We start from the raw sequence: 24562 nt of genomic DNA on the forward strand, positions 1-24562 counted from the left end.
GAAAATCGTAATGGAAACATTCAAAGACGTTATATCAAGTGACCAACTTGTCTTGGTCGATTTCTTCGCCACCTGGTGCCAGCCATGCAAGATGATGCACCCCATCCTTGAGCAGGTGAAGGAAGTGTTGGGTGACAGAATCCGCATCATCAAGGTAGATGTGGACAAGTATGGGGTGACTGCAAGTCAGTATGGCATACAGTCTGTGCCCACATTGATGCTGTTCAGACGCGGCGAAGTGTTGTGGAGGACGAGCGGTGTGATGCAGAAATCAGAGTTGCTGGCAACGATTGACCCGTTTTTAAGATAAAAGAGCAGAAATGTCAAAATCTAAATTAAAGTCTGTCCTCATGTCCATGGACAAGAGTGAAATAATAAAAATGGTATTGGAACTTTATTCTGCACGGAAAGAGGCAAAGGAATATCTTGACTTCTATGCAGAGCCGAATGAGGGCCAGAAGCTGGAAGAGTATAAGCACATCATACGGGAAGAGTTCTATCCGAGCAGAAACAGAGAGCCAAAGACACGCTTCTCAGTGTGCCGCAAGGCATTGTCCGACTTCAAGAAACTGAAGCCTTCGGAAGATTCAGTCGCAGAATTGATGGTGTTCTATATGGAGAATGCCTGTCAGTTCACTTATGACTATGGAGACATGTGGGAGCAATTCTATGATTCTGTTGAGAGTAATTTCGACAAGACATTGCGCCACATCGTGCTTTATGACCTTTGGGACAAGTATGATTCCCGAATCAAGCAATGCCTTCGTTGGGCAAGCCCTTGTGGATGGGGATTTCCTGACGCACTGAATGATATGTATGAGGAAATGAAGGCGCAAAATGAGGAACTCCGAAAGAAATACAGGAATTTCAAGATGCCCATCAACGCTGATTATTAAACGAATATACTCAAATGGGGAAACCAAAGAAAAAACATAAGAAAGCGAAACAACTGCCCTTAAGCAAAGAAGAGCAGATTTTTCAAGCGGCAAGAGACCTTGCAGCTGAAATTGGCATATCCTATTCTGAGGCATTAGGGTTTACTTTGGGCATAAAGGACGTAACGTATGGTTGGGAAGAAGACTATACGGAAGAAGAGTTTCAGGCACTGATTGACCACGCTGTGGGAGACACTGATTATGAGCACACCCTCTATTGAATCATCTACACGAGAGGAACGTTTGGATTACGTTCTGAATGAATGGAGATGTCTGCACAACTGTGAGCTGTGCGGTAAGTGCCATATTCTGAAAGGCAGAAGCGAAGAAATACTCTATGCAGACTATATAGACGGCAAGCGGTCATATATGGATATAACATTAGAAATCAGAAGCAACAGATAATGATGTCACAGAAATACATATATCCATCGTTGTTCCAAGAGGAAGAGCCGCAAGAAAGCGTTCCTGGTGATAAGAAAGAGTATGACCTGACGAATCTCTTTGAGAGATTGGCAAAGTCTGATTTTCGCAGCCGGTTCCATCTGTCCAAGCAAGACAGGGAGTATGTAATGGAAAAGGGATTGCCGACGATACGAAAACACGCAGAGGACTTTGTGGCAAAAAGACTTGCTCCGGCTGTCATACCGAACGACGGCAAGCAGACTCCCATGCGTGGGCATCCTGTTTTCCTGGCTCAACATGCCACTGGCTGTTGTTGCCGGGGATGCTTCTTCAAGTGGCATCACATCTCAGCAGGCAGGGCACTGACCAAGGAAGAACAGGAATATGCTGTTGCCGTATTGATGGCATGGATTGAAAAACAGATGAATAAAGGATGAAGATAGAAGAAGCCATAGTATATGTGATGGTAAAGCGAAATGGCGGCATGACAACCGACCAGATTGCCGATGCCATCAATCGTCATAGGCTGCACCTGAGAAAGGACGGTCAGCCTGTGACAAGCAAGCAGGTGTATGCAACAATCTGCCGTTTCCCTGAAATGTTCACAAAAGAAGCTGGCAGAATCATGTTAATGATATGACGTAACGATATGACAATAGATACAACCAACATGTGCTCACACCTTCAGAAGAAGTTGTTTGAACCAGAAGGTGTGTATTATCCTATATGGCAAGCCATGCAGGATGATGAGACCTTGACAGCAGTGGTACGAAGCAGACAGCTGCACATCTACAGAAACGGGAAGAAAATTCTCGTTCTGGCAGGTAAGGCACAACCGAAGATTATAAGGGAAGACAAAATACAAGAGTTAATAACAAGATTATAAACAAAACATCAAATCATCAAAACAATGGACGCAAAAGAAAAAGTATTGGCAACAATGAAAGAGGCTGGTCAGCCTCTCAACGCAGGTAAAATCGCAGAACTCAGCGGTCTCGACCGCAAAGAGGTAGATGCAGCCATGAAGCAGCTGAAAGCAGAGGGTGCAATCGTCTCTCCTGTGCGTTGCAAATGGGCACCTGCAGAGTAAGGTTTATACTGCTGTCTTGAAATATAGGCAGCAGTATCTTTATTTTTATCAAAATGTTAAGGTGAGGAATCTGAATATCCTTGCCTACGGACACAATTATCCGCTGCATCTTTTTGGGGTAAGGTGCAGACGTATGGCTGTCAGCGTATCTTGGTTTAAAGACGCTTAGCGGTCACGGCGGAAGTCGTTTCGTCTCTCTCCGCCGAACAAAGCTCTGAGCACATTGCCCAAAGCTCCGAACACGAAGTAGCAAACGATGATTGCAACAATATCGTCCATAAGCATTTTCTGTTTTATGGGTTATACACTATTATGAAGATTCACTATGTCCAATCCCTGCCTCTTGGCTTCTCTGACGGTGTAGAACGTGCCGCCCTTGGGATTGCCATCGAAGTAGGCTATGAGACGTGAACTGCGGTTGACCATATAGTCGTTGCGCCTCAGAAGGCAGCCATTGTAGTATTGCTCGCTCAATACGACCACGTCATCCACGATGCGCAGGATGGCATCATACTTGGCTTGCTCTTCCTTGCTCCACCGGTCAGACTGACCACGGAACGGCACAACGGCTATCACCTGCAAGTCCTTCAACTCGCATTGCAACGAAAGGGCGGCTTCTGCCGCCAGCAGGTCAAATCCCATTGCCATGCCACAATAGAAATACCGGTAGCCGTCGGCATACGCCTTGGCTATCTCCGATTTGAGACATTGCTTCAACTCCCTCCGCTTGGCGAAAGGTACGCTGCGGTGTCCGCTGAAGCATACGGACACTGCCTTGTCGTACTTTGTCATACTTTACCTTACTTTATAATGTGTGCGTGCGAGGAACATACCGCCAATAACACATGCCCCGAGCCTTTCGAGTTGGTTGGCATACTTGGCATAGCTGAGACCCTTGGTTATCACATCGTCAAAGACCAACACCATTTTGTTGTCGAAGAACGGCTCATCAAACTCAACGACATTCGCCTTGCGGACTTCATCCTCGTTCTTGCGGTTATCGTGGATGGTCTTACGCTCTCCGCATACCCTCACGTGCTCGTAGCCGTTTTCCGCTCCTGTCAATTCACACACCCTGTGGCAGAAAGCCTTGTAGCGGAGTTCGTTGCTCTCGCTTGTGGATGCTGGAACGGGGGCGAAGACGATGTTCACGCAACCCTTGCCGTAGAGTGTCAGCATATTCTCTGCGGTGCGCTGCGCCACTTCCTCGTAGGCTCTTCCGTCCTTGAAGTCAAACACTAATTGTCTGTCGGCAATCTCCTTCTCACCCACATTGCGGATGCGTGCGGGATAGTATTTGCAGAACCAAGTCTGAGGCTTGTCTAACTGCTTTTGGATTTGATAGTCATTCTTGTGTGCCATTGCTCTTATGTTTTTTCTTCCCTTATTTCGGAGGCTTTTCCTGCCTGCCCAAGGGATATTTTTTGCTTTCCAAGAGTGATGGCGATCAAAAAGCCAAATCGGGAGCGAAAAATACGCTCTGCACGCAGAGGAAGATTTTTCGGTCAAATGCAATGGACGATTTGGTGTTTGAACAATCGCCAGCATTACCTTTGCAAAACAATATCCGCAGCGGCAAGGCAGGCGAAAAGAAATCTGTTATGTAAAAGAGGAAACGGGCGGGATGGCGTGGGGCGAAGCTGTATATGGGGAAGGACGATAGTTGATATGAGGGAAAAAGAGAAAATCTTGTAATAGGGAACGACATTGCCTTTTATCAGCATGGAGACAGTCCTACAAGCAGAGAAAACTATTGCCCTAAAAATGAGTTGGATAGTATTTTCTAAAAGTAGTATCGACTACGAATAGTATAATAGTCGAATAGTTTTTACTACCATACTACGGATAGTAAAGTCTGTTTATAGAAGAGATAGCGGTATCATCGTCTGTTCGGCGATGATACCGCGCGGCACTCATGTGTCATGCCGCTTTAGGTATTCTGTCATTGCCTCATTGACAATATCACGCAAGGACATCCCTTTCTTGATGGCGAGGTACTTCATCCTCGTGTGGATGCTCTTGTTGATAAGGAAATTGCAATGCACCGGCACTTCGGTAGTCTCAGAAACAGACACAGGTGGTGCTGGTGTAGTTTCTGTGACTATCTGCTCCTTACTCGGCTTCTTTGTGGAAGAAAGGAGTCCGTTGAGACCGCCTTTCATTCCCTCTTTCAACATACTGCTCTTGCTCATGGCTATGCTATTTTAAGTTTAACACTTCTTTTGCCAAAGACATATAATCACTGGCACCATTGGATTTGGGATTATACTCAAAGATAGTCTTGCCGTTGATGGGTGCTTCTGCCAAAGCCACATTATCACGGATGACGGTCTTGAAAACCTTCTCGTGAAAACTGTCATTGACGATTTCCCTCACGCTTCGGTTCAACGTCTTGCGGCGATCGAACTGGGTGATGACGATGCCGCCCACTTTAAGGTTGGAGTTGAGCCGCTCCTGAACGATGCGGATGATGTCCATCAACTTTGCCATACCTCTCATGGCAAGGTATTGCGCTTGAACAGGGATGATGATGTAGTCGGCTGCGGTGAGGGCATTCAAGGTCAGCAAGCCCAATGACGGTGGACAGTCGATGATGATGTAGTCGAAATGCTCTTTGGCGATGGCTTTGGTGATAAGTCCCTTCAAGATAAGCTCCCGTCCCGGCTCGCTGATAAGCTCTAACTCAGCCGCAGACAGGTCAAGGCATGAGGGTGAGACGGTGATGCCGTTGTGCAACTTGACCAACGGCAAGGTGTACTGTCCACACATTGCGCCATAGACTGTCTGTTCTTCCTCGATGGACAATCCCAAGGCTTCCGTGAGGTTGGCTTGTCCATCCATGTCAATAGCCAAGACGTTCTTCTTACTCAGTTGCAGAGCTGCCGCAAGGCTTACTGCGGTCGTACTTTTCCCTACACCACCCTTGTGATTTAATACTGCAATTATCTGTGTCATAACATGATACTACTATTAGTGAATACTACTTTACTATTCTACTACTGATAGTACATACTAACCATAGTAAAAGCGGATTTACTACGATTAGTACGTACTACTCTCAGTTGATACTACCCTCAGAAGGGAAGGTCTTCGCTCTTGTCCTGCGGTGCATCGGCTGGCGGTACGGGAGCCTCGCCCTCTGCCTTGGCTGCCTTGCGTGCCTTTGTTGCAGGTGTGTCGGTTGCATCCTTCTTCCCTGCATTGACAAAGGCGATGGAGTCAGCTATGATGCTATGCTGTATGTGGTTCTCTCCGTTGCGGTCTGTCCAAATGGAAGAAGTCAGTGTGCCTTCCACAAGCACCATACGACCCTTGGTGAGGTATTCAGCCAAACGGATATGGTTCTCCTTGCTGCTCTTCACCCTTACCCAAGTGGTGATTTGCTTGCCCTTACTGTAGTCGTCCACTGCGATGTCAACAGCCATGAATGTTCCGTGTGTACCTGTGATGACGCGGCAATCCTTTGCTCCGATGCGTCCGATAGTGTGAGTGTAAATCATAATGTGAAAATGTTATAGTGGCAAGTTGGTTAGACTTGCCGTTACCTTGTTATTTAAATGACTTTTCTTGTTGATTGAACATAAGCTATTGCTTCATTCATAATTTCTGCTCGTGACCTACTCTTGTTATCTTGCATCCACTCATCAATTTCAGATTTGAGGAACATGATACGTTTCCCCTTCTTATGGAATGGTATTTGTTTATTGCTTGTCCAACAATAGATTGTGTGTTCAACTGGATGGGTAGGGAGATACTCACTCAATTCGGAAACACTAAGCCATTCCAATCCCTTATCGGGCTGAATTTGAGTCATTAGTGTGGAAAACTTTTCTTCTAAAATCTCCAGCTTGTTTATTACTAATGACAATGCTGATGGCAAGTCATTAAAACTCAATATTTGCTTTTCCATATCAATATATGTGTGGCAAGTTGGTTAGGCTTGCCGTTACCTTGTTATTAATATCCTTTCTTCGTCTGCCTTGTATTGGCGACAAAAGACTTGTTGCTGCCTGTGAGACTGATAGAGCCGCAATTAACAAACTCTCCGTCGGAATAGACTCTGTACTTCTGTCCGCTTACCTCATGCTTCTGTTTGATGCGCTCTCGCATCCACTTCTTGGCTGCGGTCAATGAGCAAAAGGTCTCGCTCTCCTTGGTCGTCTCGTCATATACGATGCACTGGGTCATACATGCTCCTACTTCATCCATGCACCTATACTCGACGTGACATAGTCCAACTGACCGCCAAATATGTCGCTTGGCTCTATGTCGTATTGTCCATCCCTCACTTCCTTGTCCTCTCCAAGAAGCGACAAGTTTCCGTCGGCATCCAAACGTGCTGCGTCTATGACGATGTCACGAGGCTCGTCAAAGAGATAACCTGCCACGATGGGCTGCTCTCCCTCGAAATGCACCTCAAAGCCTCCGTCCACCTCCGTGCCGTACTTGCGAAGAGCCGCTTTCAGCTCGTCCTGCTCCCGGTGCTGCAATGCCTGGAGTTGTCCGTGGATAGTGAGGTCTTGCAGTTCTGCCTCTCGTTTGGTGTGGGTTGCCTCGCCGGTCTTGCAGTCGATGTCATACTTGTGGTAAACCACTGGGATATGGTCTGCCGATGTGACAAGCCATGTGATGTTGTTCACTGAGAAGCCCTGTCTGGTGAGGAACTCCTCGATGTCTGAGCCGAGAAGGTGGTCGGCTACGTCAAGATACTCGATGCGTGCGTCAGCATCATGCAGGATGATAATCTTCATTGCCTTTCTATTTTTAGTGATACAAATAAGTTTGTCGCCCATGTCGCTGGACTTGTTTAACTACGTTGAAGAAACTTACGCTCAGCATAGTGAATAAATTCCCTCTGCGTTCGCTTAACCGTTTCTTTCTCTTCCCTCCTTTCGAGACCTTTCAGCCTGTGGAGGGATATTTTCTGCTCCCACAAGCCGCAAGAAAAGACATAAAGACAAATTATGTGTGAAGAATACTCTTTTCCGAGGAAAAGGAAGATTGTTCACAGTCACAAGACCTCAAGCAGAATTTGACGATTGTCTCAGACGCGGCTAACTTTGCAGGAAATATGCCTACCACTGCGCTGATTGGAAGAAGATTATTGATATTGGCTGCAAGAGGAATGATGTGTTATATATAAAGAGGTAAGAAGAAAGATTGAAACAGTAAGGGTGGGCAGTGAAGTGTTTGCAGGTCTGCTGTACCGACATAAAGCGAGTGTGTTGGCTGACCGGGATGCAAGTCATCAAAGCTTCAGCCTTGATAGCTTGTAGCACGGACAGACAATTCTCTCGCGTCGGTACTTCGGCATACTGTCAGCTTTGGCTAATAGCAACGTGTTGCCATCAGCCAAGGATGTCTGTATGACGACAGACCATGTAACGCTTCGCAAAGGCGTGGGGCAAAGCAGTATAATTTAGAAGTAGATAGTAACGTATATCAGGCAAGAAGAGACAGTTGCGCAACGGACAAATCGGGCACTCCTGTCAGCATGACAAATGTGCCTTGTCCTTGCCGCAGGACACTGAGGCAGATTGGACGTAGCAGACATGTCTGCCACATTCAATATGCCTGAGTGGACAAGAACTGCCTCTTGTATAGCAGAAGAGAAATTGTAAAACAGTTGATTAGTGGTAAAGGTGGTATGGGTGGGCAGAATGGCATTACACGGACATTGCCGAAGCCCGATAATGGGACAGCCAGACAGCAATAAAGGCAGTTATCAGAAGTGTCAGTTTCTGATAGTGACATTGTTGGCTGCCTGTCACATGGGATTCGTGCGGTGTCCGTACAGTAATGCCGTTCTGAAGGTGTGGGGCGAAGCGATACAACGCACTTGGACGAAACCACCGCTTATAACAGAAAATATTTTGCAGTCAAAGAGAAGAAGAATAGTAAAGCAGGTGTGGGTGGGTAGTGAAGCTGTCGCAAGATTGACGGTCTGAATATCAAGGCGAGTGGATAGCCAGTAAAGGACACAATTATCAGAAGCCTCGGCTTCGGCATCTTGTGGCATAGATGGCAGTCCTCTCGCGTTCAGACCTTGGCATACTGTCTTTCTTGGCTAATAGCGACTTTGTCGCCATCAGCCGGGAATATCTGTATGCCAACCATCTTGGTGACGTTTCGCAAATGGTGAGGGACGAAGTGGTTAGAATAAAGGAAGACGGCGTTGCCGTTATGGTTAATAAATGCACATGGTTGTTATTAGAGAAGATTATCACACGCTATAACAGCAGATTGATGTCCCTGAGCAAAACAAAAGCGACCCGAAGGTCGCCTTGTTATGGAGAGGAAAGGCTATTTCTTGCCTTTCTTGGTTGCTGGCTTGGCCGGCTCTTCCGCAGGAGTCTCCTCCTTGTCGGGACACTCGTAGAACTTGGTTGCAACCATGATGATTCTGGAGTGCTTCACGCCATCCTTGTCTGTCCACTCCTCTGGCTTGAAGAAACCCTCGACGGTGAGCAACGTGCCCTTGGTGAGCTTGTCGAATGATTCGGTGTGCTCGTTCTTGCGCCATGCCTCCATATTCATGAAAGCCGATACGCGGTTGGTTTCCTCGCCGTTCTTCTCCTGACGGCCTACTGCCAATGAGAAGCGTGCTACGCTGGCGTTTGCGAACTGACGGATTTCTGCATCCTTACCTACGAAACCTGAAACTGTGAAGTTGTTCTCGATCTTTTTCATTTTGAATTGAATTTAAAAGTGAAACTTAATTTTTACATGCATTCAAAAGCAGGGATGTGGCACCATGTGGGAAGCACCATGAAAATCGTTCGCAATACTCTTTTTGTCGTTGGCGGTAAGGGAGAAAAAGGAAGATTACGCACTATTTTATTGGTCACAGCGATAGCGGCCACACAAGAAGGAGGAAGTCCTTCGCAGCATCACGCTACCTTTGCATGGTAAAAATAAGTGGCTTTCAAATAGCTCAATTCAGAAAAAGACGGGGCCAAACAATGGAACAAAGGTTGTAAGCAAGGAGGCAATCCGTATGCAACAGACAGGGGCACTGCTATGGCTGTATGCCTGGAGAAACGAAGCGGGAAATCCGACCTTACAGCTGTATCATCAGAAGAGTGAGGAGCATGAACACTGATGCACGATGAACGACAAGCCTAAGGGTCAGCTTAGCAATAGAGGCATCAAGCCAAAAGAGGACAGACATCAGAGGATTGGCGATAGCACTGTCATCATGCTAAGACCAAGTTCTGTGTCCGACAAGGAAGAGTCGCAAAAGACAGACGAGTAAAACCAAAAGGCGAAATGACCATTCCTATAACAAGGTACAGAGACGCTTAAAACGGCGAAGGGACTTTGGCGACGTATCGCTATACAGGTGTCGAAGCATCGCTTCTATAACAGGACTGGAGCAAGTGAGCAAACCGCACAACTTGCTCCCAAGGTATTTCAGTTACAACAGCCATAACCTCATTGGAGGATTGTCCTAAAAGAGTTTTTGCAGTCAAAGGAAGAAAGAGTCTGCAAGCCACATAGCCAACAGACTCTCTCCTGATTATTCACAGATGACAACATCATCCTTGTACTCCGTCACTTCCTTGCCGTTGATGAGCTGGACAATGACCTCACAACCCAAGTCCTCGACAATCGTTCCCTCTGTCTGACCTCTTCGGGGATAAAGCAAGGTGCAGAAACACCCTACAACGCCGTCCAACTGCTCCATGTCTATCGTTGCCATATCCGTTCCTCCTTGTTAGCCGAATGTGATTGGATTGATGCAGAAATTCGTGTCCTCTGCCTCATACTCGTATTCATTGATGAAGTCAATCATCTTCTGTTCGCTTCTTCCGTCCTGTGAGACACCAGTCTTCTCACACCACAACTTGATAGCATCACCAAAGGTGGAGTAAGCACCCTCACAATCCTCAAAGAGTTCTCCGTATGCAGTGACGTAGCACTCTTCGGGGAAGAAGTCGTTCTCATCGTGCGTATAGAAGATGTCGCAACCTGGCTCAACCTCTCGCCAACTGATTGAAAGTTCATCGCCAAGTGCCTTGTTCACCTCCTCAAAGAACAAGTCGCATGAAGACCAAGCACTTTCGGTGTCAAAGGACAAGAGGGCATAATCGTCTTCCACGTTCTCCTCATACTCTGCCCAATAGATGTGTCCTCTCACCGAGATGCCTTTCTTCTCGTAGTCAATGCCATAGTGTTCTGCCAAGAGATACAGATACACATTATTACTGTTCACCTCCAACTCTTGGAGTGTGTTCCAAAGGTCTGCCACGGCTTTGCGTGAGCCTGTCACCTTGTACTGAGTGTCGCAAATGTTAGCCATAAGATAAAATTTTTATTTTCTTCCCTTATGTAGAACCAACTACCATCGGGATTGATTAAAGAATTATGTTGCCCCAAAAGGTGTTATGGCTCATCAATGCAAGGTTTTGCCGTCAAATACTACCTCTGCCACAATCAGAGCGTGGAGATTTCACGGACAAACCACAGGCACCGACCTTGCAGGATGAACGCCATGACAGGTACCTTTGCAACACAATTCTTATCAAAGCCCGATGGGGTGGTACATGGCAGACTGCATGGTACAGCAGTGTGAAGTGACGTTATAGGTGGAGATAAGGCTATAAGAGGTTTTTGCAGTCAAAGGAGAAAAGAGTCCACAAAGTGCAGTATCTACAGGACAAAAACACTTTAGTTTACCTTGGTTAGCTCTTATATATATGCTAACCTAAAGTAAACTGTATATATGTCCGTCTAAAACCCGAAAACCGTACGGGTCAGCTTACGTCAGAAACAGAAGTATAGAACCATAGAAGTGGTTCAAGAAGTCTTTCTTCCTTTGACTGCAAAATATTATCTTTGCACGAATCATAATTGCCCTGTAGGATTTAATATAATTTAACACTCTTTGTTGAATGCAAGGAAGAACAGCTTCAATATGCTGAATATCAGTAGTATAACATTGTGTTAACCCTTAATCTGTAGAAAAGGATGTTATCATACAAAGTAATGTCCATTTGTACTTTTTCTATATGGTTTTATACTTACATTTGCATATCATTTGTATCTTGATAACAGTAACTAACTGATTATCAATATACTTTATATTTGAGGAAGTGAAGTAATTCAGACAAGGACATAAATAATAAGCAAAAGCGTGCAGTTTATCAGAACTGCGCGCTTTTGTGTTTTTTATTGTTATATACTTGTCGATATAAGGACACTGAGTTCTTTCTCTTTAATTCTTAAGAATCTATTTGCCATTACAAGTATTTAAGTCCTCATTAAAATATAAATCATGATATTATATTTTTCTTTGATGATTTATTTAATTAACCTAGGTAATGGCAAATATGAGATTAGTAAAATTAAAGTATCGTCCGAGTAAGGGCGTTTTCGTTTTTGAATACATGCAGGAGCAGATAGAGCGTCTTAGAGGGCAAGGAAAAGAACGGACAGTCGAAACATATCAGTCCGCATTGAACAGCTTCATGAAGTTCCGTGACGGCATAGACTTATGTTTTGATGAGATGGATGCAGATTTGATGGAACATTATGAAACGGAGATGCGCTCCACTCACCATTTAAGTCGTAATACCACTTCTTTTTATATGCGTATTTTGCGTTGTGTGTATCGCAAGGCAGTGGGTGAGGGACTGGCCCTTCCTGCAGATCCCTTTGAGAATGTATATACTGGTGTGGACAAGACCTCAAAGAGAGCTGCCACCCTGACAGATATCAAACACATCAAGCAGTTGGATCTTTCCGATCATAAATCGTTGGAATTTGCACGAGATATCTTTCTCTTTTCTTTCTATATGCGAGGAATGTCTTTTATAGATCTTGCCTATTTGCGCAAAAAAGATCTCAATAGTGGCTTTGTGAGTTATAGCCGTCGTAAAACAGGTAAGAAACTCATTATACGGTGGGAAAAACAGATGCAGGAGATTATTGACAGATACGGAGATTCGGAAACACAATATCTTTTACCTATTATAGAACGAGAAGATGGCACGGAGCGCAGACAATACCGGAATAAAATGTTGCTGGTGAACCGTAAATTGAAGAAGATTGCAGCCCGGGCAGGATTGACCACACCACTTACTATGTATGTAGCTCGGCATTCCTGGGCAAGTATAGCCAAGACGAAAAATATCTCGATTGGTATTATTAGCGAAGCGATGGGGCATGATTCAGAAACTACTACACAAATCTATCTTTCGTCTATACAGACTAATCAGATAGATAATGCAAATAGAAATATTTTAAAAGATCTATAAGAAGGGGAATATTTGAATTATTTTGAAATTAGGACGCACTCTTATATAGAGAGCGTCTATCGGCTGCAAAGGTATAGATTTATTTTCATTTTCTAGCATTTACAAACTGTAAACTGATAAAAAAGTTTTTTTTCTCTCTATATATATCATAAACTTATGGGCTGATTTAATTCATACAACTTACTACATTAATGGAAATCAGAAATTTAAGAAATCGGACGCTCTCTATATAAGAGTGCGTCTGTTTTTAGTCGGATTATTCCACTATGAGTATTGTAAATAACAAGGGCAAAGACATGCCACAACAAATTTTGGGAACGATGGTTCAAAAGACCGACGACGCCGTAGGCATATTCCGAAATGATCAGGAAAAAAAGCATTGGTATGTGGCTGTTGTAAATAACAGAAGTGAAAAAGCCTGTCAGGATAGATTACGAAAACGTTTGAAGAACGAAACTGATAGTGAGAAAGCTTATGAAGTTTATGTCCCTATCCAACAGGAGATGAGTATTCGTCATGATGGTAAACGTAAAAAAGTGGACCGTATTGTTTTTCCTGCTCTTGTTTTCATTCGCTGCACAGATTCAGTAAGACGGAAAGAAATAGTCTGCCTTCCTTATATAAAACGTTTCATGGTTAACATAGCCGGTTCTTCCCGAAATACTTGCCGTCCCGTAGCTATTATTCCAGATCATCAGATGTACAGCTTGATGCGTATGGTCAATGATGCCGAAGAACACGTCACTATTGAGTCATGCCCTCTGCATTTGGGCGATCGTGTCCGTGTAAACGGTGGCAAACTGGTAGGATTGGAAGGGAATATATGTCGTGAGATAGATGGTTCTACTAGTCTGGTTGTAAAAATTGATATTCTTGGATGTGCTAAAGTTACCATTGCTAGAGAATTGCTGGAACCTATAGCGGAAAAAAACTCAGTTAACATATAAATTATATATTGACATACAATGACCATAGCAGTAGACTTTGACGGTACTATTGTTGAGCACAAGTATCCGGCAATCGGCAGGGAGTTGCCGTTTGCCATTGAGACATTGAAAAAATTGCGTGACGAACATCACAGGTTGATTCTATGGACAGTGCGTGAAGGGCGTCTGCTTGACGAGGCTCTTGCCTTTTGCCGTGATCGCGGTCTTGAATTTTATGCCGTGAACCGCGACTATCCGGAGGAGGAGAAAGGGCGTAACAATCATTACTCACGCAAGCTCAAAGCCGATCTTTTTATAGATGACCGCAACTTGGGAGGCCTTCCCGATTGGGGTACTATTTATGGAATGATTCATGACGGAACCACTTTTTCGGATTTGATACGTAGTGCCGGTGAATCTTCTGTTTCGGAGAATCCCGGCAGAGGCCTTTTCTCGCGCCTGTTTGGCAGATGATTGAATAATAAATGAAAAAACTGATATGAAGACTTTAAAGAAACTATTATTGTTTGTTGTGGCGTCCGCCTTGTTGGCAGGCTGCACCTCCTATAAAAATGTACCTTACATGCAGAATCCCGAGGTCGTGAACAGTTACAGGGAAGATCTTCCCCTTTATGACGCAAAGATTATGCCGAAAGATCTGCTGAGTATAACTGTGAACACGAGTGACCCTCAGGCTGCCGCTCCTTTTAACCTGACGGTACAGACTCCTCTGAATGCAGCCCTGACCAATATTAATACTACCACACAACCCACTCTCCAGCAGTACCTGGTAAATAACAAGGGTGAGATAGATTTCCCCGTTATCGGTCGTCTGAAGGTAGGCGGCCTTACGAAAAACGAGGCGGAAGATTTGATCCGGGAGCAATTGCAGCCCTATCTGAAAGAGAGCCCTATCGTTACAGTCCGTATGGCAAATTACAAAATTTCGGTATTGGGAGAGGTGAACCGTCCGGGTACTTTTACCGTAGGAAATGAAAAGGTAAATATCCTTGAAGCCCTTGCCATGGCGGGAGATATGACTGTTTATGGCGTCCGTGACAATGTGAAACTGATTCGTGAGGATGCAAAAGGCAAGCGTGAGATTATCAATTTGAATCTTAATAATGCAGAGCTGGTTGTATCTCCCTATTACTACCTGCGCCAGAACGATATCATCTATGTAACGCCCAATAAGACAAAAGCCAAGAACTCGGACATTGGCAGCAGCACCAGCATGTGGATCAGTGCTACATCCATTTTGGTATCTCTTGCAAGCCTTCTGGCAACCATCTTGAAATAAAACTCATAAATATAATTGTTGATTACAAACTGTTGATATGACTGACGAACAGAAGAACACCCCTTCGGGTACCGAGCAACGTGAGGAGAACGTTGATCTTTATGCCTTGTTTTTTAAATATTTTGCCTATTGGCCGTGGTTTGTAGCCAGTGTGCTGGTTTGTATTATATCTGCTTTCATCTATCTCCGCTATCAGGCCCCCGTCTATAATGTTGATGCGGCCGTACTCATCAAAGAAGGTGACAAGAAAAGTGGAAGCAGCAATAATCCTATGGGAGCCCTTCAGGATCTGGGTATGTTCTCCATGACTAACAATTTTGACAATGAGGTGGAAATCCTGAAGTCAAGAACCTTGATTAAAAAGGTGGTGAATCATTTGAATTTGTATATTTCAGTGGCTGAGGAACGTATGTTCGGCTATAACACTCCTTTATATAAGTCCACTCCGGTAAAAGTTTATATGACTCCTGAAGAGGCAGACAATCTGGAAGAAGGAGCCGAGCTTCATCTAAAATACACCATGAATGGAAAATTGGATGTAAAAGTGGAATATATGCTTGACGAGGAGAAGCAGGAGGCTGAGGTAAGTTTTGACAGTATTCCGGCTGTTTTCCCCACTCCAGTAGGAGTTTTCAGTTTTACAAAGAATGACTCGGTCCCGCCTTTGGAAGAAGATATGAATCTGGTGGCATACGTTAATTCTCCTACAGATGTGACGGAAAGTTATGTAGAGAATTTGTCAGTGGAACCCACTTCGAAGACTACCACAATTGCTGCCATCAGCTTGCAGAATACGGTAAAGCAGCGCGGTATCGATTTCATCAATTGTTTGGTTGACTTTTATAATCTGGACGCGAATGACGAGAAGAATGAAGTGGCTCAAAAATCTGCAGAGTTTATAGACGAACGTATTGGCATTATCAATCGGGAGTTAGGTACTGCCGAAACGGAACTTGCCGATTTCAAGCAACGCTCCGGATTGACCGATTTGACCAGCGATGCCCGTCTGGCTTTGGAGGAGAGTTCGAAATATGAACAGCAGCTGACCGAGAATGCCACCCAGTTGAGACTGGTGGAGTCCTTGCGTAACTACGTGAACAACCCGAAGAATGCAAACGAGGTGATTCCCGCCAATGTAGGGTTGCAGGACCAGAATTTGGGTTCTATCATCAACCAATATAACACGATGCTGATCGAACGCAAGCGTTTGCTTCGTACCTCTTCCGAAAACAATCCTGCAGTAATCAATATCAATACGGGCATCGAGTCCATGCGGCACAATGTGCAGACTACCGTGAACAGTGTACTGAGAGGGTTGCAGATAGCGCAGTCCAACCTTGAACGTCAGGCACGGAAGTTTGAAGGCAGGATCAGCAGTGCACCGCAGCAGGAGAAAGAATTTCTTACTATCTCCCGCCAGCAGGAAATCAAGGCGACCCTTTACATTATGTTGCTTCAGAAGCGTGAGGAAAACGCAATAACCCTGGCATCCACTGCTAATAACGGACGTATCATCAAAGCTGCTCTTCCTAGTAAAAAGCCGGTTTCTCCTAAGAAGATGGTTGTTATGTTGGCCGCTCTTGTATTGGGTATGGGTATTCCTGTAGGTCTTATTTATTTGAAGGATTTATTAAAATATAAGATAGAGAATGCCGAGGATGTGGAGAAGATGACGGATGTTCCTATTTTGGGTGAGCTTCCTTTAAGTAAGAAGCCCGAAAAAGGTTCCATTGTGGTTCAGGAGAATCAGAATGGTATGATGGAGGAGGCTTTTCGTGGTCTGCGTACCAATATGTTGTTCATGCTTGGTGCCAGTCAGAAAGTGGTGCTTTTTACATCCACACAGCCGGGTGAAGGTAAATCTTTTATTGCTGGCAATACGGCAGTCAGTCTGGCCTATATGGGTAAGAAAGTTGTTATTGTGGGTTTGGATATCCGCAAGCCTGGGCTGAACAAGGTTTTTAATCTGTCCCATCGCACGGAAGGTATTACCAATTATTTGGCTGATCCCGAGCATACCAATCTTTTTGATATGATACAACATTCGGATGTAAGTCCTAATCTTGATATTCTTCCGGGTGGTCCTATTCCTCCCAATCCTACAGAGTTGATGGCGCGTACGGTGCTGGAAGATGCAATAGAGAAATTGAAAGAGCGTTACGATTACATTATTCTTGATACGGCTCCTATTGCTATTGTGACCGATACTGCTATTGCCAGTCGTGTGGCTGATATGTGCGTGTATGTGTGTCGTGCAGATGTAACTCCGAAGTTGGGGTATCAGTATATTAATGTGCTGCGGGATCAGAAGAAATTTGATAAATTGGCTACAGTTATTAATAGCATTGATTTGAATTCAAGAAAGAGTGGCTATGGGTATGGTCATAAATATGGTTATGGATATGGACACAAGTATGGGTATGGTTATGGTTATGAAATAGGAGATAAAAAGTCTAAATGATTTACACTGCGCAGATTAAATTCCTACAATTTGCAGGGTGGATTTAAAATGTGCCAAGAATGAACACCTTGGCTAGAAAATATTTTCCTTTTGTGCTAATTCCTAATTTTTTATATTATGATAAATTTATTGCTGAAATGAAGAGAAAACTTACTCTATCATTTAAACAGAAAGCCATAGTTACAAATGTTGTATGGTCTTTAGGAGGTAAAATAGTGAACATGGTTAGTGCCTTATTTGTGGGGATTCTTGTAGCTCGTTATTTGGGTCCAGAAAATTATGGTATTATGAATTATGTTATCAGCTATGTGTCTATATTTACAATAGTAGCTACATTTGGAATGAGTAATATTGAAATAAGAGAACTTTCGCGTAACAAAGAAAAAAAAAATTCGATTCTTGGCACTTGTTTTATAATTCGTGTATGTTTTTCTTTAATAGCTTATTTAGGAGTAGTATTATCTTTATTTGTTTTTCAGATAGATAGATTTACAACGATAATGATTTTGGTTTATGGACTTACACTCTTCACTGGAATATCGGAACTGTCGAGAAATTATTTTATATCTATAGTTGAGAATAAATATATTGTCAAATCTGAGATATTTAGAACCCTGGTTGGTGCGATAGTAAAAATCGGATTATTGTTTCTTAAAGCACCCCTAGAGTATTTTATTATAGCTCAGGTTTTTGATACATTTTTGGTAGCAAGTGGCTATTATTATAGCTATAAAGTTATAGTGGGCTCAGTAAGAAATTGGACATTTGATAAGACAATAGTACCTTTTTTTATTAAAGAATCATTTCCTTTACTTTTATCCGGTGCTGCAATAGTAATTTATCAGCGTATAGATCAAGTTATGATAGGTAATATGTTGAATAAAACAGAAGTTGGGTATTTTGCAACGGCTGGAAAATTTGTTGATTTGATTTTATTTCTTCCTGCTATTTTAGTGCAGACTATAACTCCTATACTTGTACGGGAAAAAGAATGTGATTCTTATAGCTATGAAGCAAAGAAACGTACTTTTGTAGGTATAACTACATGGGTATCACTGCTAATGGCACTTGCCATTTCACTATCTGCTTATTGGATGATAATTTATACCTATGGTGAAAAATATGCATTGGCTATACCTGTATTGCAAATTATGGCATTTAAAGCTGTAGGTATGGCATTGTCTGCTGCTGGAGGGCAGATTATTATTATAGAGCATATTCAGAAATGGGCTTTTATACGGAATGTTTTGGGATGTTTTTTGTGTGTGATATTAAATTATCTGTTCATTCCAAAGTATGGAATTATTGGTTCTGCAATTGTTACTGTTATCACTGTCTTCTTCACAGGATGTATCTCAAATATATTTATTCCATCATATCATAAAATTCTAAAACTTCAAATTTATGCAATGTTTTGGGGGTGGAAGGATATGGTTTATTTTAAACAAATTATAAGACGCTGAATACCATGATTAAAACTCTAAAACTTTTAATTAGAAAAAGCCTTGAGAAATATTACCTTAGAAAAATATTTATGTTAGAGGCTTATCATTTTTTTAAGTTGCTAGTTAAGTATAACGCTTCTATCAATACAGATAGAGATATAGCGAAGATGCAATATACTCTGTTGCGTGAGAATCATACTATTGAAAAAGGACTTTCTATGAGAAATCCCCGAAAGGGATTTGGGCAAAAAAAAGTGTTAAATCTATTAATAAGGCTTGATAAATATGTAACATTGTATTACAATAAGGATAAGGAGTTTGTCGACTATTTGCTGTCAACAATACATTATTATATAACATATACAAAACAAACAGGAGTTGATATATCAGATATTGAATTGAAGTTTAATACTTTACTTAATAGGTTGGATAATCATACATATAAAAACATAGTTTCAGGTATAAAACCTGAAACAAAGGAACATATTCTTTCTGAATGTAATAAAAATTTTGAATCATTACTATATAGCCGACATTCGCTACGATATTTTGAAAATACACTTCTTACAAAAGAAGTTCTTGAGAAGGCACTTTCATTGGCTCAACAAACCCCATCAGCTTGCAATCGTCAAGGTTGGAAAACGCATATTTTTCAAGGTGAAAATAGTCATAAGCTGATTGAATGGCAAGGGGGATGTCATGGTTTTGAGGATCAAGTTAATACATCTATACTTGTCACTACAGATTTAAGAGCCTTTCTTTTTTATGAGGTTCATCAAGCATATGTTGACGGAGGTCTATATGCAATGAATTTAATTAATGCTCTTCATTCGCTAGGTATTGGTACAATTCCATTGTCGGTTGCATTTGGATATGATAAATTAGATAATTTGTCTCAATTTGATATACCTCGAAATGAAATTCCGATTGTGATAATAGGTGCAGGTTATATATTGGATAATTTTAATGTAGCAGTTTCAAGTAGAAAAAGTATTAATAGAACTAATAAATATCATTAAATATGAAATATTATTTACCAATTCATATAAACGGGGGAAATAGGGGTTGCGAAGCTATAACAAAAGCTACTATGGATATTTTGGGATGTACTAAGGAACAATTGGTTGTCTATAGTAGTAATATAGAAATTGACAGGTCTTTAGGATTGGAACAAAGAGTAACTTTAGTAGCACGAAAACAGTTTTCTTTTCTATTTAAGGTAATTAGAAAAATCAGAAATGTTTTTGTTAAAGAACAATATAGTAGAAATCTCTTCACATATAACTATTTATATAACCCTTTTTTACGGAAGATTACCAAACATGATATTATGTTGTCCACTGGAGGGGATATGATGTGTTATGCAGATAATGAAGTGATTTATACAAATGAGTATCTTTATGATCGACGAATACGAACTGTTCTTTGGGGGTGTTCAATTGGAGAGGAAAACCTTACATTTCGCAAACTTGAAACTTTGAAGCATTTTTCTGCTATATACGCAAGAGAATCGCTTACAAAAGAATTACTACTGAAAAAGGGATTGAAAAATATCTTTTTATTTCCGGACCCTGCCTTTATTCTTAAAGCAGAAGCCTGTAAGTTACCGTCTTGTTTTGCATCTGGCAAAGTTGTAGGTATTAATATTAGTAATTTTGTTTCTTCTGAAGATGGATTTAATACTTTGTTTGGAAAGAATCTAATAAAATTAATAGATTATATTATTGAAAATACATCTTATCATATTCTACTCGTGCCACATGTGTTTTGGGGGGCACAGGATGACCGGATTATTTGTAATTTGGTAAAGGATAGATATATAAGTAAGAAACGGATTTCTTTATTAGATGCTGATTGTTTGAATTATTGTCAATTACGCTACGTAATTTCTAACTGTACAATATTTATGGGAGCAAGAACTCATGCTGTTATTTCTGCTTACAGTACTTGTGTACCCACCGTTGCTATTGGATATAGCATTAAAAGTAGAGGTATTGCTAAAGATTTGCAACTTCCTGAAACTACTCTTGTTGATGGTGTTCATCTCATTAATGATCAGCAACTTTTAAATGCTTTTCAATATGTGAATGACCATAAATTAGAGATACGCAAACATTTAGAAAATATTATTTCTGAATATACTTCTCAGGTTTGGGAAGCTAAAAAAATGTTGGATAGTTTATGATCTAGTATTTTGAAGTTTGTGGATTGATAGAATAGAGTGAGTATAAATTTAATAGTGTCTTTAAAGTATGGTATCGTCTTCTGTTAGTGAATTTCTATCAAAATATTTTGTATGTAACTATTTTTTATTAATGACGGTGGATGTGCTTCTTGTATGGTGTGGTTTAGCTGTAATTGCAAAGTTTGAACTAATAATCTTATTGAGCGCTATTATCATTAGTCTTAATAAATTGCGGAATCAAACAACAAGAATGGACTTGTTTATTATATTTTTTTCTATTTCTATCGCTATTGCTAGTCTTTCCAATATTTATCCACAGGCTTTTTGGTTTGAAGGTGTTAGGTATCAGCTGTTTTCTATTATTTTCTTTTTTGTAGGTGAAAGTAGCACTTCAAAAGATTGGGATTTTTTTGACAAATCCATAATCCCTGTACTTGTGGTATGTTTCATTGGATTAATATTATATATTACGTCTCCAAGCTGGTACGTGGATTTTAAACTTTCTGGATTTACAGATAATGAAGGAGGTCGTTTTTTGGAAATGACACGTTTATCTGCATTTTGGACTTATCCATATTGGGTTAGTTATGGAAGTGGTATTATTTATTTCTATTTGTTGTTTAAATCTTATAAGGAAGGACGGATAACAACTAAAATTGCATTCGCTTTGATTTTTTTGGCTGTTATTATGGTGTTAGCACAGCAACGTGCCCCTATTGCTTTTGTGGCATTAATAACTTTGGCTTTGTTAGTGAATAGTCTTTTCAATGGGCAGAAACGATCTTTTAGTACATACGTACTTTTTTTATTACTCATCTTGGTTTGCTGCATTAGTATTGTATTTTCTTTTTTAGATCAAGAACGTTTGATATTTATGCTTTCTAAATTTGAGAGCTTAATAGAAGGTGGAAATGCTTCATTTTTAAAGGAAAGAACAAATATTTTTAGTGATTTCTATTCTAAGAAAATTACTTTTTGGGGAGATGGCATCGGTCGTTATGGACATGAAGCATATTATAGTGGAAAGATGGCAATAACTGACCAGCAATATTTGAAGATAATGTATGAAACAGGATATTTTGGGATAATATGTTATTCTATTTTTATACTCTTGGTTGTCATTCGTGGAATAAGGAACTTTAAAGATAACCTATTTGAATTAGGCATTATATTCTTTTACTTAATGGCTATGACCGGAGCTAATTGTTTGTCAGTTACAGGCCAGCATTGCATCGTTTTTTGGTTTTGTTGTGGCCGTATCTTTAATAAATCATGTTTAACGTATAAGTGTACAAGCTGCTATTCCTTGCAAAAAGATTAAAGTGCTTTAATGGTGAAAATTTAGTTATATTATGAATAAAAGATTGATTGCTATCCATCTTCCACAATTCTATCCATTTCAAGAAAATGATGAATGGTGGGGCAAAGGTTTTACAGAATGGACTAATGTAACAAAAGCAAGACCTCGTTTTCCAGGACATTATCAGCCACATTTACCTTCTGACACTGGATTTTATGATTTGCGTTTGCCTGAAGCACGGGAAATGCAGGCAGCTATGGCCAAAGAATATGGTATTTATGGTTTTTGTTATTATCACTATTGGTTTAATGGTAAACGACTGATGGAAAGGCCTGTGGATGAAATTATTTCAAGCGGGAAACCGGATTTTCCATTCATGATATGTTGGGCAAATGAAAATTGGGCAAGAAACTGGGATGGTGGTTTTAAACATCTCTTAATGGAGCAACAATATACGGATGAGGATGATGCAGCTCACATGGATTTTTTATGTTCTCATATATTTTCAGATAGAAGATATATACGGGTTAATGGTAAGCCTTTTTTTGCGATTTATAAAGCCCATTTATTGCCCAATGCGGAAAAGACTATTAAAATTTGGCGCGAGGTAGCTCAGAAGCATCAGATGGAATTGTATTTAGCTCTTTTTGAACACACTGGCTATAATATTCCGGAATATTTATCCAAGGGTTTTGATATGTCCATTAATTTTCAGCCTTTCTGCATGGGTAAGTTTCAGCATTGTAAAATGTTATTCAATATAACATTAAGCAAGCTTTTAAATAGAAAAATCACGATGCTGCATTCATACAAGAAATATGTAAAGTATCGTATTAAAACTCCTTTGCCTTCTTATCGGCAATTTCCTTGTGTTACACCAAATTTTGACAATGCTTCTCGACGTATGCATAAGGGATTCACTGCTTTTATAGGAAGTACTCCTCAATTATATGGAAAATGGCTTAGCAGTGTCTTTGAAAAATTCAAGCCTTATAGTCAGGAAGAAAATTTTATTTTTATAAATGCTTGGAATGAATGGGCGGAAGGAAACCATTTGGAACCAGACCAAAAATGGGGAAGAAAATATTTAGAAGAAACTAAAAAAAATATAGACCAATATAAAAAACGATGATATGAAAGAAAACAAAGCAAGGGTCATAGCATTTTATCTTCCCCAATATCATCCTATTCCTGAGAATGATAAATATTGGGGAAAAGGATTTACAGAGTGGACAAATGTAGCTAAAGCAAAACCATTATTCCGTGGACACTATCAACCACATATACCAGCGGATTTAGGCTTTTATGATTTAAGGCTTCCTGAAGTAAGAGAAGCTCAAGCAGAACTGGCTCGTGATGCAGGCATAGAAGGATTTTGTTATTATCATTATTGGTTTGGAAATGGAAAAATGCTTTTGCAAAAACCATTTGAAGAAGTTTTGCGATTAGGCAAACCAGATTTTCCATTTTGTTTGTGTTGGGCTAATCATGATTGGACAACTAAAACTTGGGTGAAAGGCTCTTCTATGGTGAATAATACAATGATTGCCCAACAAGAATATCTTGGTGAACAAGATGATATAAAGCATTTTGAGTATTGTTTGCGAGCATTTAAGGATCACCGTTATATCACTATTGAAGGTAAGCCGATTTTCCTTATTTATGATCCGTTAAGTTTTCCTAATGTTAAGGAGTTTATGAATAGGTGGAATTTTCTAGCGAAGAAGAATAATTTGAAAGGTATTTATTTTATTGGAGTTACTACAGGGAGGCAGTCTTCTTATAAAATTGTCACAAATTTAGGATTCGATGGTGTTTGTCATAATAGGCGTTGGGAGGCTGAAGCTAAAGCTGCAGGTTTTCGTTTTGTTCGTCGTATGCAGTCATTATTGGGATGGCATTTGGGTATCTCTTTGATGAAATACGATTACAATAAGGTTGTAAGAAATTATGATACACCAGAAAATAAGTTGGAAAACTGTTATCCGGTTATTACTCCAGGATTTGATAGAACACCACGTGCAGGAAGACGTGCTGGTATATATGTAAATTCATCTCCTAAAAATTTTAAGAAGCATGTAGCCGAAGTATGTAAATCTATTCAAGATAAAGATGATGATCATCGTTTGGTATTTCTTAGTGCATGGAATGAATGGGGGGAAGGGAATTATATGGAACCGGATTTAAAATGGGGACATGGTTATTTAGAAGCGTTAAAATCTGTCGTAAAATTTCAAATCAAATAAAGTGGATTTG

33 protein-coding genes are annotated in these 24562 nt (G+C 41.0%); 22 read left to right on the forward strand and 11 right to left on the reverse strand.

The features are described from left to right. The first annotated feature begins 10 nt into the window (after positions 1–10). From trxA to GKD17_RS05885, 7 genes are all read left to right on the forward strand, one after another. Positions 11–310, forward strand: coding sequence for a thioredoxin (gene trxA, locus GKD17_RS05855; protein ID WP_005816294.1), 300 nt, complete (start codon positions 11–13; stop codon positions 308–310). 40 nt (positions 311–350) lie between these two features. Then, entirely contained in the window at positions 351–896 is a 546-nt protein-coding gene (locus GKD17_RS05860; RefSeq protein ID WP_005816296.1) for a DUF6155 family protein, read from the forward strand. A gap of 14 nt (positions 897–910) precedes the next feature. Next, complete coding sequence (locus GKD17_RS05865; RefSeq protein ID WP_005816298.1) at positions 911–1156, forward strand: hypothetical protein; 246 nt, start codon at positions 911–913, stop codon at positions 1154–1156. Between the two features lie 183 nt (positions 1157–1339). Continuing rightward, positions 1340–1777, forward strand: a complete 438-nt coding sequence (locus GKD17_RS05870; protein WP_005816300.1) for a DUF4186 domain-containing protein — start codon at positions 1340–1342, stop codon at positions 1775–1777. Further along, positions 1774–1980, forward strand: a complete 207-nt coding sequence (locus GKD17_RS05875) for a hypothetical protein (protein WP_005816302.1) — start codon at positions 1774–1776, stop codon at positions 1978–1980. The genes GKD17_RS05870 and GKD17_RS05875 overlap by 4 nt, the downstream gene beginning before the upstream one ends. A 9-nt stretch (positions 1981–1989) precedes the next feature. Next, positions 1990–2226 (forward strand): hypothetical protein, encoded by a 237-nt coding sequence (locus GKD17_RS05880; protein ID WP_005816304.1) that lies wholly within the window; start codon positions 1990–1992, stop codon positions 2224–2226. A 24-nt stretch (positions 2227–2250) separates the two neighbouring features. After that, positions 2251–2430: a transcriptional regulator gene (locus GKD17_RS05885; protein WP_005816310.1), complete on the forward strand. Its 180-nt coding sequence runs from the start codon at positions 2251–2253 to the stop codon at positions 2428–2430. 300 nt (positions 2431–2730) lie between these two features. Here GKD17_RS05885 and GKD17_RS05890 read toward each other — a convergent pair whose 3' ends face one another. Next, on the reverse strand, positions 2731–3222 hold the full coding sequence (locus GKD17_RS05890; RefSeq protein WP_005816313.1) for an SLOG family protein: 492 nt from the start codon (positions 3220–3222) through the stop codon (positions 2731–2733). Between the two features lie 3 nt (positions 3223–3225). Then, a complete protein-coding gene (locus GKD17_RS05895; RefSeq protein ID WP_005816315.1) occupies positions 3226–3792 on the reverse strand; it encodes a hypothetical protein in 567 nt (188 codons plus the stop codon). On the opposite strand from GKD17_RS05895, the gene GKD17_RS05900 reads away from it, so the two are divergent. Further along, positions 3786–4037 carry a hypothetical protein gene (locus tag GKD17_RS05900; protein ID WP_225494525.1) on the forward strand — a complete coding sequence of 84 codons (252 nt, stop codon included), beginning with the start codon at positions 3786–3788 and terminating at the stop codon, positions 4035–4037. The two genes, GKD17_RS05895 and GKD17_RS05900, sit on opposite strands and share 7 nt — an antisense overlap. A 306-nt stretch (positions 4038–4343) precedes the next feature. Here the strand turns inward: GKD17_RS05900 and GKD17_RS05905 are convergent, their stop codons facing one another. The 6 genes from GKD17_RS05905 to GKD17_RS05930 form a co-directional block, all read right to left on the reverse strand. Continuing rightward, positions 4344–4622 (reverse strand): plasmid partition protein ParG, encoded by a 279-nt coding sequence (locus GKD17_RS05905; RefSeq protein WP_005816317.1) that lies wholly within the window; start codon positions 4620–4622, stop codon positions 4344–4346. Positions 4623–4629: 7 nt separating this feature from the next. Continuing rightward, positions 4630–5385, reverse strand: coding sequence for a ParA family protein (locus tag GKD17_RS05910; protein ID WP_005816319.1), 756 nt, complete (start codon positions 5383–5385; stop codon positions 4630–4632). Positions 5386–5504: 119 nt separating this feature from the next. Then, complete coding sequence (locus GKD17_RS05915; RefSeq protein ID WP_005816321.1) at positions 5505–5930, reverse strand: single-stranded DNA-binding protein; 426 nt, start codon at positions 5928–5930, stop codon at positions 5505–5507. Positions 5931–5983: 53 nt separating this feature from the next. Beyond that, positions 5984–6340, reverse strand: coding sequence for a helix-turn-helix domain-containing protein (locus GKD17_RS05920; RefSeq protein WP_007837478.1), 357 nt, complete (start codon positions 6338–6340; stop codon positions 5984–5986). 47 nt (positions 6341–6387) lie between these two features. Further along, positions 6388–6639 carry a hypothetical protein gene (locus GKD17_RS05925; protein WP_007837480.1) on the reverse strand — a complete coding sequence of 84 codons (252 nt, stop codon included), beginning with the start codon at positions 6637–6639 and terminating at the stop codon, positions 6388–6390. Next, the gene (locus tag GKD17_RS05930) at positions 6627–7070 is read right to left on the reverse strand and encodes a PI-PLC domain-containing protein (protein WP_224204807.1); all 444 of its coding nucleotides are present in this window, start codon (positions 7068–7070) and stop codon (positions 6627–6629) included. The genes GKD17_RS05925 and GKD17_RS05930 overlap by 13 nt, the downstream gene beginning before the upstream one ends. Positions 7071–8063: 993 nt before the next feature. Here GKD17_RS05930 and GKD17_RS05935 point away from each other — a divergent pair. Beyond that, a complete protein-coding gene (locus GKD17_RS05935) occupies positions 8064–8378 on the forward strand; it encodes a hypothetical protein (protein ID WP_224204806.1) in 315 nt (104 codons plus the stop codon). Between the two features lie 355 nt (positions 8379–8733). On the opposite strand, the gene GKD17_RS05940 is transcribed toward GKD17_RS05935, so the two are convergent. Further along, positions 8734–9120 carry a single-stranded DNA-binding protein gene (locus GKD17_RS05940; RefSeq protein WP_004319910.1) on the reverse strand — a complete coding sequence of 129 codons (387 nt, stop codon included), beginning with the start codon at positions 9118–9120 and terminating at the stop codon, positions 8734–8736. 36 nt (positions 9121–9156) lie between these two features. On the opposite strand from GKD17_RS05940, the gene GKD17_RS05945 reads away from it, so the two are divergent. Then, complete coding sequence (locus tag GKD17_RS05945) at positions 9157–9342, forward strand: hypothetical protein (RefSeq protein ID WP_005816330.1); 186 nt, start codon at positions 9157–9159, stop codon at positions 9340–9342. A gap of 607 nt (positions 9343–9949) precedes the next feature. Here the strand turns inward: GKD17_RS05945 and GKD17_RS05950 are convergent. Together GKD17_RS05950 and GKD17_RS05955 are read right to left on the reverse strand one after the other, a co-directional pair. Then, positions 9950–10132 carry a hypothetical protein gene (locus GKD17_RS05950; RefSeq protein WP_004319908.1) on the reverse strand — a complete coding sequence of 61 codons (183 nt, stop codon included), beginning with the start codon at positions 10130–10132 and terminating at the stop codon, positions 9950–9952. A 15-nt stretch (positions 10133–10147) separates the two neighbouring features. Continuing rightward, the gene (locus tag GKD17_RS05955; RefSeq protein ID WP_005816332.1) at positions 10148–10732 is read right to left on the reverse strand and encodes a hypothetical protein; all 585 of its coding nucleotides are present in this window, start codon (positions 10730–10732) and stop codon (positions 10148–10150) included. Between the two features lie 65 nt (positions 10733–10797). Between GKD17_RS05955 and GKD17_RS05960 the strand changes: the two genes are divergently transcribed. From GKD17_RS05960 to GKD17_RS06015, 12 genes are all read left to right on the forward strand, one after another. Continuing rightward, entirely contained in the window at positions 10798–11010 is a 213-nt protein-coding gene (locus GKD17_RS05960) for a hypothetical protein (protein ID WP_007837487.1), read from the forward strand. A 743-nt stretch (positions 11011–11753) separates the two neighbouring features. Further along, positions 11754–12689 (forward strand): tyrosine-type recombinase/integrase, encoded by a 936-nt coding sequence (locus GKD17_RS05965; protein WP_007837488.1) that lies wholly within the window; start codon positions 11754–11756, stop codon positions 12687–12689. A gap of 296 nt (positions 12690–12985) precedes the next feature. Then, on the forward strand, positions 12986–13636 hold the full coding sequence (locus GKD17_RS05970; protein ID WP_005848430.1) for a UpxY family transcription antiterminator: 651 nt from the start codon (positions 12986–12988) through the stop codon (positions 13634–13636). Between the two features lie 18 nt (positions 13637–13654). Further along, positions 13655–14089 (forward strand): BT0820 family HAD-type phosphatase, encoded by a 435-nt coding sequence (locus GKD17_RS05975; RefSeq protein WP_007837490.1) that lies wholly within the window; start codon positions 13655–13657, stop codon positions 14087–14089. Between the two features lie 25 nt (positions 14090–14114). Next, a complete protein-coding gene (locus tag GKD17_RS05980; protein WP_007837491.1) occupies positions 14115–14915 on the forward strand; it encodes a polysaccharide biosynthesis/export family protein in 801 nt (266 codons plus the stop codon). A gap of 37 nt (positions 14916–14952) precedes the next feature. Continuing rightward, complete coding sequence (locus tag GKD17_RS05985) at positions 14953–17376, forward strand: GumC family protein (protein WP_007837492.1); 2424 nt, start codon at positions 14953–14955, stop codon at positions 17374–17376. A 59-nt stretch (positions 17377–17435) separates the two neighbouring features. Then, positions 17436–18839 (forward strand): flippase, encoded by a 1404-nt coding sequence (locus GKD17_RS05990; protein WP_007837498.1) that lies wholly within the window; start codon positions 17436–17438, stop codon positions 18837–18839. A gap of 5 nt (positions 18840–18844) precedes the next feature. Then, positions 18845–19840, forward strand: coding sequence for a nitroreductase family protein (locus GKD17_RS05995; protein ID WP_007837499.1), 996 nt, complete (start codon positions 18845–18847; stop codon positions 19838–19840). Between the two features lie 2 nt (positions 19841–19842). After that, entirely contained in the window at positions 19843–21006 is a 1164-nt protein-coding gene (locus tag GKD17_RS06000) for a polysaccharide pyruvyl transferase family protein (protein ID WP_007837500.1), read from the forward strand. Between the two features lie 67 nt (positions 21007–21073). Next, positions 21074–22327, forward strand: coding sequence for an O-antigen ligase family protein (locus GKD17_RS06005; protein ID WP_032936493.1), 1254 nt, complete (start codon positions 21074–21076; stop codon positions 22325–22327). A gap of 31 nt (positions 22328–22358) precedes the next feature. Beyond that, positions 22359–23438 (forward strand): glycosyltransferase WbsX family protein, encoded by a 1080-nt coding sequence (locus tag GKD17_RS06010; protein ID WP_007837502.1) that lies wholly within the window; start codon positions 22359–22361, stop codon positions 23436–23438. A gap of 1 nt (position 23439) precedes the next feature. After that, on the forward strand, positions 23440–24552 hold the full coding sequence (locus GKD17_RS06015; RefSeq protein ID WP_007837503.1) for a glycosyltransferase WbsX family protein: 1113 nt from the start codon (positions 23440–23442) through the stop codon (positions 24550–24552). Positions 24553–24562: the final 10 nt, after the last annotated feature.

Source organism: Phocaeicola dorei (assembly GCF_013009555.1).
In the GTDB taxonomy this organism is placed as follows: Bacteria; Bacteroidota; Bacteroidia; order Bacteroidales; family Bacteroidaceae; genus Phocaeicola; species Phocaeicola dorei.